This is a genomic window from Winogradskyella sp. PC-19 (assembly GCF_002163855.1).
Lineage (GTDB): Bacteria > Bacteroidota > Bacteroidia > Flavobacteriales > Flavobacteriaceae > Winogradskyella.
In genome coordinates this window covers 508856-522875 of the sequence record NZ_CP019332.1, presented here as the reverse complement: position 1 = coordinate 522875, position 14020 = coordinate 508856, and the positions used below count along the sequence as shown (strand labels likewise).

Below are 14020 nucleotides of genomic sequence, written 5' to 3'. Positions count from 1 at the left end.
CGTTAACGTTGCATTAACTTAAAGACTAAAACTAATTACGCTCAACTTTTACTTCAGACAATATAAAAGGATAGGCTTCTTTTACGGCTTGCAACTCTTCTTTCGATAGTTCTTCTGGTGTTTTATTATATTTATTTTGTGCATAATTAGAGCGTAAATCATAATATGCTTTACTAATCTCATCCTGAACAACTATAAAGGCACCATAATTGGTTAAAGCGTCATGTTTTAATGATATAATAGCTTCACTAGGTTTGTCAGATGAATTAGTCAATTGTTCACCAGAGCAGTAATCACAAACATTTTCTCCATTATTATCTATAAATGCTTTGGTTAATTCTTTTAAATCTGATATATCTATGATTTTATCCTCAACCATAATTTCATCATTTGTATTAATAAAAATCCTAAAAACATTGCGTTCATTGAATTCTACATCACATGGAGGCATATCACATACTGGTGGTAATTTCCTCAACATCCCTTTATCGGCGGATATTGTTGTCGTCACTAAAAAGAAAATGAGTAGTAAAAAAGCAATATCTGCCATTGAACCTGCATTAACTGTCGGGGCATTTCTTCTAAAATTTCTCATAATTACTCAAGTTTTAAGATTAATGTTAAGGAAATCACAAAAACGATACCACTTTTAAAATCTTGTTAACAACGCTACATCAAACCGTTATTATGCCCTATTTTTGCGAAATTGGTCATTGTATTATTAAATGACCGCAGCTATTAATACGATACATATCATGATTTTATGTCTGTAGAGACTCAAATACAAGTAGAAAAAGAGAGCGAAAAACGTCTGTATGACTATCAAATAAATGACTTAAACCGCATTTTTGATGTCATGGATAATTCACCTGAGGATTATAACTTGCTTTATCAGTTACCAACTGGTGGAGGAAAAACAGTTATTTTTTCTGAGATTGTTCGTCGATATATAAAAGAAAAAAATCAAAAGGTAGTTATCTTGACACATCGTATAGAGTTGTGTAAACAAACATCTAACGTACTATCTGGATTTAATGTCAAAAATAAAATTATAAACAGTAAGGTAAAGGAATTACCAGACCAAGATGAGTATCAGTGTTTTGTTGCCATGGTCGAGACTCTTAATAATAGGCTGTCTGAACAAGATTTTGAGTTAAAGAATATTGGTCTTGTTATTATAGATGAAGCGCATTATAACTCTTTCAGAAAGCTCTTTAAATTCTTTGACAATTGTTTTATTCTTGGTGTAACTGCAACGCCTTTAAGTAGTAATATAAAGTTACCAATGAAGGACAATTATGATAAGCTGATTGTTGGTGATGATATTTCGACATTGATAAAAAATGGATTTTTGGCAAAAGCTGAAACCGTAAGTTTTGATGTCGGTTTAACTACCTTAAAAGTAGGTATCAATGGTGATTACACCGTGAAATCTTCTGAAGCATTATACACTAATAGTTTTATGCAGACTAAGCTTTTAACAGCATATGACGATACTTCAAAAGGAAAAAAGACCCTTATTTTTAATAACGGTATTCATACTTCAAAAGAAGTCTATTACACTTTTAAACGTGCTGGATATGATGTTAAGCATTTAGATAATACAGCTAATAAGGAAGAAAGAAAAGAAACTCTAAAGTGGTTTAAAAAAACACCAGGCGCCATTTTATCGTCTGTAAGTATTTTAACTACAGGATTTGATGAACCTTCTGTTGAATCTATCATACTTAATAGAGCAACACGTTCATTAACTTTATATTTTCAAATGATTGGTCGTGGGTCACGTATCTATGGAGACAGAGATGTTTTTCAGGTCGTAGATTTAGGTAATAACATTGCACGTTTTGGGCCTTGGGACCAACCTGTAGATTGGCAACATATTTTTAAATACCCAGATTTTTATTTAGAAAATATTGTTGATGACGAAATGTTAGAACGCGATTTTGTTTACGATATGCCAGAAGCACTTCGTAAAAAATTCGGTAAATCTAAATCACTAGATTTTGATGTAAAAGGTGAATATAAAAAAGTACTAAACTCTGGTAAAAAATCTTTTACAGTTATCGAGCGTTCTATTGAACAACATTCTAAAATATGCATCGAAAATTGTGAAGATGTTTTTGAAGCTAGAGAGCGTATTAAGGAATTACAAGATGAAATTGCGTATCGTATAAAACAATACTGTTACTGTATAATGAATAGCACTCAGAATTATAAAGATTGGCTTTTTGAGGAATACAATAGACGTTTACGACTCAGTTTTAACGGAAAGTTTTAACTTTTTTTTGAAAGGTTTTAGTTTTTTATACGTTTAATTTGACATAGGTATGATTTTTGAGTCTAAATTATTAGAAAGATAAATCTTAGATAGTATGTTTAATCGTTTCATTTTAATGTTTTGCTTTATAGCTTTTGGCGTTTCGCTAAATGCTCAGGTAACTGATAAGGATAAACGAAACATACGTATACCCGCAGTAGAATCTAAAAAAGAAAAAGACTCTACACCTCAAAAAATAAAAGTAGCTCCTAAGAAAAATCTAAAAGCAGACGCAGATAAATCTAACAAAGATAAAAATGCGACTATATCAAGAACTAAAGTAAGAGAATTAGAGCGCCCATTTTCTATGACTGGTGGTGATGGTTTAAAAAGTCCAAGTTTAATTTTTGAAGAACGTTGGAGAAAAGAAGCTCAAGCTACTGGTATTAGACGCTTTATGAGTGATCAATTTTTGGGCCAATACGATATTGATACAGAGTTTGTAAATATTGTTTGCCGAGACCACGAGTATCCAGATGGTGACCGCGTTAGTGTGTCATTAAATGGCGAAGTTGTATATAATAATGTATTATTAACGTCTCAATACAGGCGTCTCAAAATCAACCTTACTCAAGGTATTAATAAGATTGATATTACTGCGCTTAATCAAGGTGATTCTGGCCCAAACACAGCCGAGTTTGTTGTGTATGACGACAAAGGTACTGTTGTTTCCTCTAAAGAATGGAATCTATTAACAGGCGTAAAGGCTATGATTACTTTTATTAACGAAAAGCCGAAGATTACAGCTAAGAATGAAGGGAATTAATCTCCACAATATCTCTTGAATTTAATCCTTCAAGTCTATAGTCTCCAATTCTAACACGTACTAGTCTCAGCGTTGGTAAACCAACTGCAGATGTCATTTTTCGTACTTGTCTAAATTTACCTTCGGTAATTGTAATACTTAACCACGAAGTTTTGCCGTGGCGCTTATCTCTAACAAAGCGTTTTTCAATATGGCTAATGTCTGATAAAAGTTCAGCTGTGCAAGGTTTTGTTGTGTAGGGTTTTCCATTTATTGAAATTTCTATACCCTTTTTTAGTTTTTCAATTTCACTTTTGTTAATAACACCATCAACCAAAACATGGTATTCTTTTTCAATCTTAGAACTTCTAATATGTTCACTAAATTTGCCATCTGTCGTGAGTAATAATAAACCTTCAGACTTTTCGTCCAAACGTCCAATAGCCATGACTTCATTTGGTAAATCATATAAATCACTTAGCAGTTTTTTATTTCGACGTTTGTTTTGATTATTAACAAACTGACTTAAATAGCCGTATGGTTTATATATTTTATAATGCTTATGTGTCATTACCAAAAGGTTATAAAACATTTTGAAAGTTTATTATCACTCGACTTTAACCAAACCATAGGAGAACGCTGCTCATTAATAGAAGTTGAAAGTTGAACTCTGATTTCATCATATAATTTCCAATCTACTTCTGAGTGTGGAATGACCAACCAGTCTAGCTTTCTTGGAATATAAAATTGATAAGATTGTAACTCTTCAATTTCAGAATAAGACATATAAAACCCAGCAATACAATCTTTATTTAAAGGTGTAATATCTATATTTTGAGTTTTAAATGGAAGAAATAATTGCCCCTTGTAGCAAACATTTTGGGTTATTAATTTCGGGTCTAATTCTAAATACTGTAAAACAGCATTACATTGTTTTGAATAGAGTAGTGGTAATTGCTTATTTTTTAATTTATTGAGTTTGTAGATAAGCGCATCATTTCTATTTGGCCCAATCCAATAGTCTAAATGATTATCAGATTTGATATTTGAGTCGTACAAATAGAATTTATAAATAACTTCAAGGTGAATATACTTATCTTGATTCTTAACAATAAAATCTAACTCTCCAATAGTAATTTTATCATCTTTTATCTGAAGATTTTTAGTAATGATATCTACATTTTTAAGATTGCTAAACTGAAAACTCAAAAACTCTTCAACACGTTTACCAAGTCGTATTTCTTTAAAAATCGAAGGCTTATCAAAAGGAAATTGAGAACTTAAAAATTGAAACTGCTTCAAACCGAAAATCTCAGAATTTAACCAAAGATTTGGTGTTTTTAAAAAACCATTATACTGAAACTGGGTATTGCTTTCCATTAAGATTTAAAAATACAAAGATGCATTAATAATTAAAGTGATAGACCTAAATAAGTTTACCTTTGCGGCAAATTAATAAGCAATGGCAACATTTTTAGAACTCGGCATATCAAAAGCATACGTAAAAGGATTAAAGGAATTGGGAATAAAGCATCCCACAAAAATTCAACAAGAAGTTATTCCTGTATTATTAGAATCCAAGACAGATTTAATAGGATTAGCACAAACGGGTACTGGAAAAACTGCTGCCTTTGGCTTACCAGTTTTAAATGCGATTGATTCTCAAAATGATAATGTGCAAGCTTTGATTATAGCTCCTACAAGAGAGTTAGTTCAGCAAATAAAGAAGCAGCTTTTTAAGTTTACAAAATACATAGACCATAAAATATTTGTTGAAGGTGTTTACGGTGGCGAAAAAATGGACAGACAGATAAAGAACTTAACACGCACAACACATATTGTTGTTGCAACACCAGGACGTTTATTAGATTTGGTAGAACGTGGTGCAGTCAATATTAGTCAAGTAAAAACTTTAGTTTTAGACGAAGCTGATGAGATGCTTAGTATGGGTTTTAAAGAAGACTTAAGTAAAATTTTAAAGTATAATACAGAGTCTAGAAAAACTTGGTTGTTTTCGGCAACAATGCCAAATGAAATTCAAAAAATGGTAAAAACGTACATGTCACATGACGCAGTACGCATTGAAATTGATAAGAATTCTTTAGTTAATGAAAACATTTCGCATCATTTTATAAATACGTCTATTCCAAATAAAACCTTAGTTATAGGAAAGCTTTTAGATAAACACCCAAATGATAGAGGTGTGATTTTTTGTAGAACTAAAGCTGGTACTAAAAAATTAGCTCAAGAGCTTAAAAATGAAGGCTTTTCTGTTGATGCACTTGAAGGTGATATGCAACAAAAAGAACGTGATAAGGTGATGCGTGCATTTAAAAATGAAAGTTTACAATTCCTTGTATCAACAGATGTTTCAGCTCGTGGTATTGATGTAAACAATCTAGCATTTGTTATCCATCATCAATTACCAGAACAATTAGAATACTATACACACAGAAGTGGTCGTACAGCTCGCGCAGGTAAAACAGGTCAATCCATAGCATTAATTATACCTGGTGAAATGCAAAAAATTATCGATACCCAAAAAGCACTAGGAATTACTTTTAGAGAAATGACTTTGTAATAATAGTTGTGTTAAACTATTTAAAAACAAGTCTTTGGCTTAGATTTTGTCGTAAATTTATAAAAAGCATCTGCCATGAAAAAGTTAATCATTCTATCCTTATTAGTTGTTTTATTCTCGAATTTTGGTTTTTCACAAAGTAGAGCAGAGCGAAAGCAAGCTAAAAAAGAACGATTAAAAGAGGAATATAACTCTAAAAAGGAATTAATTGATAGCGGTAAATATATGTTTGAGGCACGTTGGGCAAATCCTTTAGGTAATGAGGTTGCAAATATTGGACAGAATATTCCTGGTGGTGCAGCCATTTTTCAAGGTGGTAGAGTGGATGTTTCTAGCAACGAAAATTTTGTCAATATCAATGATAAAAAGGCAGATTTGTTTCTACCGTATTTTGGACGTGTATTTTTTCCAAAACGTATTAATAACCAAGGTGGTATAAAGTATCAAGGCGATATTACCAATTACAGAGTTAATATTAATGACAATAAGAAAGTCATAATGATCAAATTTGGAGCTAAAACTGAAAATGATTATTTAAAGTTTGCATACAGAATTATTTCTGGAGGAAGTGCTACTTTAACCGTAAATAGCACAAACAGGCAAACTATATCTTATAATGGAAATATCAAACCACTTGATAACGATTCTAAAGCCAACTAGCTATTCTCGTTTTCCAGGAAAATAAGTTTCTTTGGCTACTTTTAAAACATCTTCTTTGTAGTAAGGAACGTCCTTAAATTGTATATTTGCATATCGCTGTGCTTGGTCATTAAAATGAGGAGAACTAATATCACTACTTTGACCGCCAGCTAACATAGACTTTGCTTTAACCTTTTTTCCAAACTCAACTACTGCTACAAAACTATTGCCGCGAGTACCATAAATCTTTTTGGCTTCTGGGTTGGTATAACTAACACCATATGCCGCTAAAGCACCCCATCGACCTGAAGCAAAATCTACAGGAATACTTGGTTTATTATCATCGAATTTTTGACGAATATCACTATTTAGTCTTTGGTATCGGTTGACTTCTCCCCAAGGTAAATTCCACGTACCAAAGTTTTCGGTTAAATAGGTGAGTGTATTTTTAAAAAGTTCCAATTTTTCTTCATTTGGTGATGTTTCGTTTCCAAAATATTCGAATAACTCCATAGAATTCATTGGACTAGGACGCTTGCCGTTCCGCATTACATTCATTCCATAATAATGTGCCAATGTCATTGCTACAGATTCTTTTGAGGTTTTATAATCCCAATTTCTAAGTTCTTCTATAGAAGCGCCTAGTTCTTTAGTCTTATCATCTTTATCATAAGCTAAAACTAATCCTGGAATCAAAACTTCAAAAGCTGGTAAATATGGGTCATGAGCCATTTCTATTACAGAATCTAGTGTATAATCTTTTCCTTTAGATAGTAAATCAATGGCGTGTACACCACGATAATTCTCACGATTTAATGACATGTAGTTAGGATAGTCTTCAGCTTTTGGACTGTTTTCTGCAGCAGCTGTAAATGGTGTAGAATTACAATTTTGTAGCCATCCATTTTCTGGGTTTAATAATGTAATATGGTCTTCGACATCATGTAAACCTTGCCAGTCAGTTTTTGGATTACTACCATCTACAGGTTGACGATAATTAAAACTTGTATCTCGTTTTGGTATAAAATTTCCGTGGAAATAACCAATATTACCTTCTGCATCTGCATAAACGGTATTGTTAGAAGAATTGGTTTTAATATCCATCATTTCTCTAAAACCCTTATAACCGTTTTGTTTTGTTCTGATATATGATTGTTCTAAAGCTTTAACAGGTTCCCACATCATTGCAGTGGCAATCCATTTTCCATTTCTACTTTGTGTTAATGGACCATGATGCGTTCTGTAGAATGGAACTTTTTTGGACTTTAGACTATCACCATCTAAATATTTTAAAGTTGCTTCTAAGGATTTAACTTCTCGAAGTTCTTCACCATAACGGTACATTAGTTTATTGTCAATTTTCACTAAGTCTTCTTCAAATTCGTCAATAACATCCGTATAAGTAGATGTATGCATCCAGCCTGTTTTTTCATTAAAGCCTTGGTATACAAAAAATTGACCCCAAGTAACGGCACCATAAGCGTTAAGACCTTCTTCACTAACGACATGGACTTCTCCTCTAAAAAAGAAAGATGTATGCGGATTTATTAAAAGTATTGGGTTACCTGATTCTGTTAGTTTTCCATGAATAGCAATACCATTTGATCCAGCCGGTTCTAACTCAGCTTTCTCTTTAATGTTTTTTTCTTCTACAAATTGGTTTATGTCTTTACCTTCATAAAAAGCTTTAATTCTTCCGGTCGAAACACGTTCTATATCGCCACCTATAGAGCCTTCAGAAAAATACATTGGCATCCAAGGTTCAAACTTTGTGAGTAATCTTGGTTTTACTTCTGGATGCGTATGTAAGTAATAATTAATTCCATCTGCAAAAGCATTACAAAGCTCTTTAAGCCATTCAGGACTATTGGCATAGTTAGCTTTGGCTTCTTCTTCAGTCATAAACATTTTTGCACGTAAATCACTATAAATAGCATCCTCACCTTCAACTTCAGCCAAGCGACCTGTTGCCCAAATATAATTCTGCTCTACACGATTAAAATCGTCTTCACATTGCGCATAGAGTAATCCAAAAACTGCTTCGGCATCCGTCTTACCATAAATATGTGGTACACCAAAATTGTCACGAATTATAGTGATGTTATCGGCAATTTCTTGCCATCTGTCAAGTTCTGAGGTTTCAGTTTTATCGGAATTGCAAGAAATGAATACTAAAGAAAAAAGGATGAGTGCTAAATTACGCATGTTAGGGTTATTTTTTAATTGTGAAGTTAGTGTACTTACACTAGAATTCAAAAACTATAATTCTAACACCAATTTTTGACCAACTCGTAGAGTAGAAGATTTTCGGATAGCATTGGTCTTACAAATTGCTCTGATAGATACATTATTACGTTTAGAAATGCGTGAAAGTGTATCACCAGATCTTACAATGTATATTTTTTTAGTTTCAACTAAACTTGCTAAAGCTTCTTTTTCAGTAGTATACAGTTCTAACTTGCTCTTTTTACGTGAGCTATGGAAAGATGCTCTTGTCCATTCTTTTGTAATCCAAAATTCTTTTGCACGGATTTTATTTTCTTCAGAAAAATCAAAAATGTATTCAGGATGAATGTATTGTCCTTTGTAACTGGTAACTAGATGTAAATGGCTACCTGTTGAACGCCCAGTATTTCCGCCTTTTCCAATAAACTGACCTTTAGTAACACTGTCATTTGGTTTTACAGCTATTTTAGATAAATGGGCATAAGCCGTTTCTAGACCATTATAATGTCTGATTACAACAACTTTACCGTGACCACGACTATATCTTGCGTAACGCACTATACCATCAAGTATGCTCACAACACTATCACCAGTTACTAAATCTATATCAATACCTTGGTGAGGTCTTCCGTTTCGCCAGCCATAACGAGATGTAATGACTTTTGACTTTTTGATTGGAGAGTTATAAGTAGTATCTTTAAATCTAACTTGAATTGGAAATTGAACAATTTTGTTTCTGTAAGGGTTAAAATTCACATTGTCCCAAAACTCAGATTTTATATCAAAACTTTTTTTTGATACACTATCTTGAATAACTATTGGGATTATAACTTCTTGTTGTGCAAAACTATTTTTAAAATCAGGTTCTACGACTATTCTTAAAGAGTCTTCATAAGTTACCTGGGAGAAAGATAGACTAAAGGATAAAATGAAAAAAATGAAAACTAATATGTATTTCATTGGGTTTTTAAGAATTATTACACAAAAGTAAACGATATTATGTTTTGTATAGTATTCGTTAACTTAAGTTTTACAATAGATAATAACACCGGTAGTCGTTGTTTTAAAAAGTAATAAATAATTACATTTTGTAGAAAAATCTTATTTTTGATTTAACTAATAAACGTATTATTAATCAGAAAATTAGAATTCAGCTTCATCACTAATTAATTGATTTTTTTAAAAAACATAAAGACCATAAAAAGAGCCTATTTATTAATAGGCTTTTTTACTTGTTTTGTATTATCAGGGTTTTCGCAGAATCAAAAGATAAGTGATAGTATTGAAGATATATTAAAGTCAGGAGATTTTGACAAAACTAGAGAGCTTGAGTTACTCGGCCTTATAGTTGTAGAAGAAACAGACTACGATAAGCAATTAAAGTACAGTTTGCAGCTCATCGTTTTAGCAAAAGAACTTGACTCTACAATGCTTGAATCGACAGGTTATTTGCAAAAGGGTTATGCATATCAGGCAAAAGGCGACTTAACCAAAGCTTTAGAAAGTTATTTTGATGCCTCAAAAATTGCAAAAGATAATAAAGAAAACAATAAGAAATTTATAAGACGTGAAGCAGAAATAGATTTAGCTATTGCTGATACTTATTCTATAATAGAAGATTATGAATCCTCATTTAAATATTATCGAGAGAGTTTAAAGATTTTAGAAACCATAGATAAACCCGAAAGCCTTGCTGCTGCATTGTATAATTTTGGTGATGAATTTCTTAAAATTAGAGAAATTGATTCTGCTTTTCATTACAACAATAGAGCTAAAAAAATTTATGAAGAAATAGACAATGAAATAGGTCTTGTTTTTAGCATGGGCAATTTTGGATTAATATATGCAGCAAAAGACGATAACGAGAACGCAGAAAAAAACCTAAATGAGGCTATAAAAATTTTATCAGAATATGGTGCTTATTCCGCCGTTTGTGAGTATTTATCTGCAATGTCAGATATCTATAAAGATACTGGAAACATAAAAAAAGCATTAGACTATGAAGCACAAAGTTTAGATTTGGCAAAAGTTCATGGTTTAAAGAATGAAATCAGTAATAGCTATTTGAAATTATCTGATTTATACGAATATAGAGGAAGCTTAAAACAAGCTTATTCGTATTATAAAAGTGGCATCAAGTACAGAGACAGCGTTAATAATATAGCTACACTACAAAAGCGTAATAATATGCGTACTGAAAATGCAGTAAAAGATTCTGAAGATGAAGCTAAACAGTTAGAAGAAGATAAAAGACGTCAACTTATAGTCATAATCGTTGCTTCAATAGGGTTATTAATCATCGGATTTTTAGCCTTTAAATTCCTCAAACAAAGTAAAATTCTTGAAAAGCAGAAAGGTGTTATTGAATATGAAAAACAACGTTCCGAAGAATTACTAACCAATATTTTACCTGATGAGACTGCAGAAGAGCTTAAAGAATATGGCTCTGTAAAGGCAAAACAATTTGACCATGTTTCAGTTTTATTTACAGATTTCAAAAGCTTTACATCTCAAGCATCATTACTAACTCCTGAAGAATTGGTGAAAAGTATTGATTACTATTTTTCTAAATTCGATGAAATTATCGAAAAATATAAGCTCGAAAAAATAAAGACAATTGGTGATGCATACATGTGTGCTGGTGGTTTACCTCACTACATAGACCATCAAGCAGCAAAGGTTGCACAAGCAGGTTTAGAGATTGCAGAGTTTGTTAAACAGACAAAGCGAAATCTAAATCACAATCTAGCAAAATTTGATATCAGAATTGGTATCCATACGGGACCAGTTGTAGCAGGTGTGGTTGGTACAAAAAAGTTTCAGTACGATATTTGGGGAGATGCAGTTAATATAGCTGCACGTATGGAAAGCTCTAGTGTTGTAGGTAGAGTAAACGTTAGTGAAGACACCTTTAAGCTACTCAAGGAATATGATATGTTTAAATTAACCTCTCGTGGTGCAATAGAAGTCAAAGGAAAAGGTGAAGTTGAAATGTATTTTGTTGATTATAAAAATTAACTATATAATTTATACATCTTTTATCTCCCAATAGAATATGTTTTATATTAGCATTCTTAATCAATTAATCCAAAAGCTACAAAATGAAAAATTTAAAATTTCTCTTTATTTTTATTTTAGCAATTTCTATATCTTCATGTGGAGATGATGATTCTGTACAGCTTCAGGATGATACACCAGCAGTCAGTTTTGATGTAGATGCTATAATTGCTTTACCAGCCTTTACTGATATTACATCATTGGTTACTTTTAACGGAGTCGTATCTGATAATTATACTACCGAATTAGAAGTTAATGAAAGGTTGTTCTTAGGAAGACCTGATGGGTTATTACCGACGGATATTTTTATCTATGATTTTCTAGTAGTTTTTGACGAAGAAATTAACGAAAATGGATTTGATAATAATTTATTAAGTGCTGATTCAAATTTACAATTAGTAGTGCCTAATGGAGAGCCTACGGATTATTATAATCCTAGTGGATCTGTAGATTATGGTGTGCCACAAATTATTATTCTTGCTGTAGATAATGACCCAACAGATATAGAATATAAATATGACTTAGAAGTTACTATCGAGCGAGGTGGTGTTGTCTTTGGGCCATATACTATTGACCCAAAAATCAGAATTAAGTCCTAAAGCTAATTTTTATTTATAGATTACACAAAAGCCTACTTCATAGTAAGCTTTTTCTTTCATAAAAGTTTCGTACATTTAAATTCCCCTATTAAAGAAGCTATTACATTCAATTAATTCCCTTAAGAGATACCCATTTTTATTCTGGGTAGTGATTATTTATATTCTAATAAAATGAAATTCTCTATATGGAAACAACAGATAAATTTCAACCTTTTAATAATATTGGACTATGCTTTAGTGGCGGTGGTTATCGTGCTACTTTTTTTGCTTTAGGTATTGTCTCATATCTAGACAATATTGCTTATGATGGTCAATCGTTATTATCTAAAGTAAAAGCCCTAAGTAGTGTAAGTGGTGGTACCTTATTAGCTGTTGCCTATGCAAAAGCTGTTCAAGCAGATGATTATAATTTTAAAACTTTTTTTAAAACATTCTACAATACATTCACTCCAGATAATGATAAACTTCTAGAAACGGCAATTTCAAAACTTGAAGATGATGCCGTTTGGGAAAACACAACTAAAAAGCGTTCGCTTATCAATGCATTTGCATTAACATATGCAGAAATGCCTGTTTTTAGCGGTAGTTTTGAATATTTTGAAGAAAGTAAAATCAAACAACTAGAACAAGTTTGCTTTAATGCTACAGATTTTTCATTTGGATTAACCTACCGTTTTCAAAATAGTGGTGATTTTGGTAATAAACCTTTAAATAATAGTGTGGTTAAGGATTTAAGCCATCAAATAAAATTAGGAGATGTTATTGCGTCTTCCTCTTGTTTTCCTGTTGGGTTTGAACCTTTGGTTTTTCCTGATGATTATTTTGAAAATCATCAATCTGTGGATTATAAAAACCTAAAAGGTTTAGAGCGTTTTATTGATGGTGTTGGCATCATGGATGGTGGTATTGCAGACAATCAAGGTATTGGTAGCATGATGCTTATCGATAATCGATTAACCAGAAAAGACAAAGGTTTAGATTTAATAATGGTCAATGATGTTGGGAGTTATAAAATGAAACCTTGGCAACAAGACACAAATGCAATAGGGAAGAATTCTACGGTAAAAAACCTCATTAATAAGGCTTTACAATATTTTACAATAAAGCCTTTGTATTGGATACTACTTTTAATTGGTTTACTACTATTGGTCTTAAATGATATCGACCTTATATGGTCTAAGTCATATACCAGTCTTAACATTATTGGTGGTGCTATTTTTGGAGTCGGGTTATTATTAACCGTTTTTGGATTGGTAGCATCCGTAATTAAAACTTCTGTTTTAGGACGTATAAAACGATTATTTAAAAAGAACGTACCAGAACCTCTATTGGATGATATACTAACCTTCCAAAAGTTAGATATTAGTTTAGTACAACGCATGCTAACCGACCGATTAACCTCTGCAATGACTATGATTAATGATGTGTTTTTAAAACAAATGCGCCGTTTAAATTATGATTTGTTTTACTCTAAGTCTTCGTTAAATAACAGACGAATTACAACAACTGTTTATAAATTAAATGGTCAAGAAACACCTTATAGTAAAAATACTACCAACTCAAAAATACCAAAAGCAAGTAAAAGTCTCGAAAGTGTTTGTTTGACAGCTTCCGAAACGCCAACAACATTATGGTGGGACAAAACAGACATCGCCAAAAACCGAATGGAAACACTGATTGCTTGTGGACAATTTACAGCGTGCTATGAATTGATGGATTATATTTTAGAACTTAAAAAAGGTGAGAATAGTATTATTGAAGATTTTACTGAAATCGATAAGCTTTATAAAACTTTAAAGAAAGATTGGAAGGCTTTTAATGATAAACCGCTTTGGTTGGTTGATGAACTAAAATAG

The 14020-nt window shown here is 31.9% G+C and carries 12 protein-coding genes; 7 read left to right on the top strand and 5 right to left on the bottom strand.

Annotation, left to right across the window (positions count from 1 at the left end):
- Positions 1-31 precede the first annotated feature (31 nt).
- Entirely contained in the window at positions 32-595 is a 564-nt protein-coding gene (locus tag BTO05_RS02425) for an ExbD/TolR family protein (protein WP_087491127.1), read from the bottom strand.
- Between the two features lie 168 nt (positions 596-763).
- On the opposite strand from BTO05_RS02425, the gene BTO05_RS02420 reads away from it, so the two are divergent.
- Positions 764-2278, top strand: coding sequence for a DEAD/DEAH box helicase (locus tag BTO05_RS02420; protein ID WP_087491126.1), 1515 nt, complete (start codon positions 764-766; stop codon positions 2276-2278).
- Between the two features lie 94 nt (positions 2279-2372).
- Positions 2373-3083, top strand: a complete 711-nt coding sequence (locus BTO05_RS02415; RefSeq protein ID WP_087491125.1) for a hypothetical protein — start codon at positions 2373-2375, stop codon at positions 3081-3083.
- Here BTO05_RS02415 and BTO05_RS02410 read toward each other — a convergent pair.
- Positions 3064-3654, bottom strand: coding sequence for a pseudouridine synthase (locus BTO05_RS02410; RefSeq protein WP_232459764.1), 591 nt, complete (start codon positions 3652-3654; stop codon positions 3064-3066). The genes BTO05_RS02415 and BTO05_RS02410 overlap by 20 nt on opposite strands.
- Positions 3633-4442: a DUF1853 family protein gene (locus BTO05_RS02405; protein ID WP_087491124.1), complete on the bottom strand. Its 810-nt coding sequence runs from the start codon at positions 4440-4442 to the stop codon at positions 3633-3635. The genes BTO05_RS02410 and BTO05_RS02405 overlap by 22 nt, the downstream gene beginning before the upstream one ends.
- Positions 4443-4524: 82 nt before the next feature.
- Here BTO05_RS02405 and BTO05_RS02400 point away from each other — a divergent pair, with 82 nt between their 5' ends.
- Positions 4525-5643, top strand: coding sequence for a DEAD/DEAH box helicase (locus tag BTO05_RS02400; protein WP_087491123.1), 1119 nt, complete (start codon positions 4525-4527; stop codon positions 5641-5643).
- A 75-nt stretch (positions 5644-5718) separates the two neighbouring features.
- The gene (locus BTO05_RS02395; protein WP_087491122.1) at positions 5719-6303 is read left to right on the top strand and encodes a DUF4251 domain-containing protein; all 585 of its coding nucleotides are present in this window, start codon (positions 5719-5721) and stop codon (positions 6301-6303) included.
- On the opposite strand, the gene BTO05_RS02390 is transcribed toward BTO05_RS02395, so the two are convergent.
- Positions 6304-8487, bottom strand: a complete 2184-nt coding sequence (locus tag BTO05_RS02390) for an acylase (protein WP_087493264.1) — start codon at positions 8485-8487, stop codon at positions 6304-6306.
- Between the two features lie 54 nt (positions 8488-8541).
- On the bottom strand, positions 8542-9468 hold the full coding sequence (locus BTO05_RS02385; protein ID WP_087491121.1) for a peptidoglycan DD-metalloendopeptidase family protein: 927 nt from the start codon (positions 9466-9468) through the stop codon (positions 8542-8544).
- A gap of 210 nt (positions 9469-9678) precedes the next feature.
- Here BTO05_RS02385 and BTO05_RS02380 point away from each other — a divergent pair, with 210 nt between their 5' ends.
- From BTO05_RS02380 to BTO05_RS02370, 3 genes are all read left to right on the top strand, one after another.
- Positions 9679-11526, top strand: a complete 1848-nt coding sequence (locus BTO05_RS02380) for an adenylate/guanylate cyclase domain-containing protein (RefSeq protein ID WP_087491120.1) — start codon at positions 9679-9681, stop codon at positions 11524-11526.
- Between the two features lie 83 nt (positions 11527-11609).
- Positions 11610-12164, top strand: a complete 555-nt coding sequence (locus BTO05_RS02375; protein WP_087491119.1) for a hypothetical protein — start codon at positions 11610-11612, stop codon at positions 12162-12164.
- Positions 12165-12349: 185 nt separating this feature from the next.
- Positions 12350-14020 (top strand): patatin-like phospholipase family protein, encoded by a 1671-nt coding sequence (locus tag BTO05_RS02370; RefSeq protein ID WP_087491118.1) that lies wholly within the window; start codon positions 12350-12352, stop codon positions 14018-14020.

Coding starts and splice junctions, on each gene's coding strand:
- BTO05_RS02425 (WP_087491127.1), bottom strand. CDS start 595: ATGAGAAATTTTAGAAGAAATGCCCCGACAGTTAATGCAGGTTCAATG.
- BTO05_RS02420 (WP_087491126.1), top strand. CDS start 764: ATGTCTGTAGAGACTCAAATACAAGTAGAAAAAGAGAGCGAAAAACGT.
- BTO05_RS02415 (WP_087491125.1), top strand. CDS start 2,373: ATGTTTAATCGTTTCATTTTAATGTTTTGCTTTATAGCTTTTGGCGTT.
- BTO05_RS02410 (WP_232459764.1), bottom strand. CDS start 3,654: ATGTTTTATAACCTTTTGGTAATGACACATAAGCATTATAAAATATAT.
- BTO05_RS02405 (WP_087491124.1), bottom strand. CDS start 4,442: ATGGAAAGCAATACCCAGTTTCAGTATAATGGTTTTTTAAAAACACCA.
- BTO05_RS02400 (WP_087491123.1), top strand. CDS start 4,525: ATGGCAACATTTTTAGAACTCGGCATATCAAAAGCATACGTAAAAGGA.
- BTO05_RS02395 (WP_087491122.1), top strand. CDS start 5,719: ATGAAAAAGTTAATCATTCTATCCTTATTAGTTGTTTTATTCTCGAAT.
- BTO05_RS02390 (WP_087493264.1), bottom strand. CDS start 8,487: ATGCGTAATTTAGCACTCATCCTTTTTTCTTTAGTATTCATTTCTTGC.
- BTO05_RS02385 (WP_087491121.1), bottom strand. CDS start 9,468: ATGAAATACATATTAGTTTTCATTTTTTTCATTTTATCCTTTAGTCTA.
- BTO05_RS02375 (WP_087491119.1), top strand. CDS start 11,610: ATGAAAAATTTAAAATTTCTCTTTATTTTTATTTTAGCAATTTCTATA.
- BTO05_RS02370 (WP_087491118.1), top strand. CDS start 12,350: ATGGAAACAACAGATAAATTTCAACCTTTTAATAATATTGGACTATGC.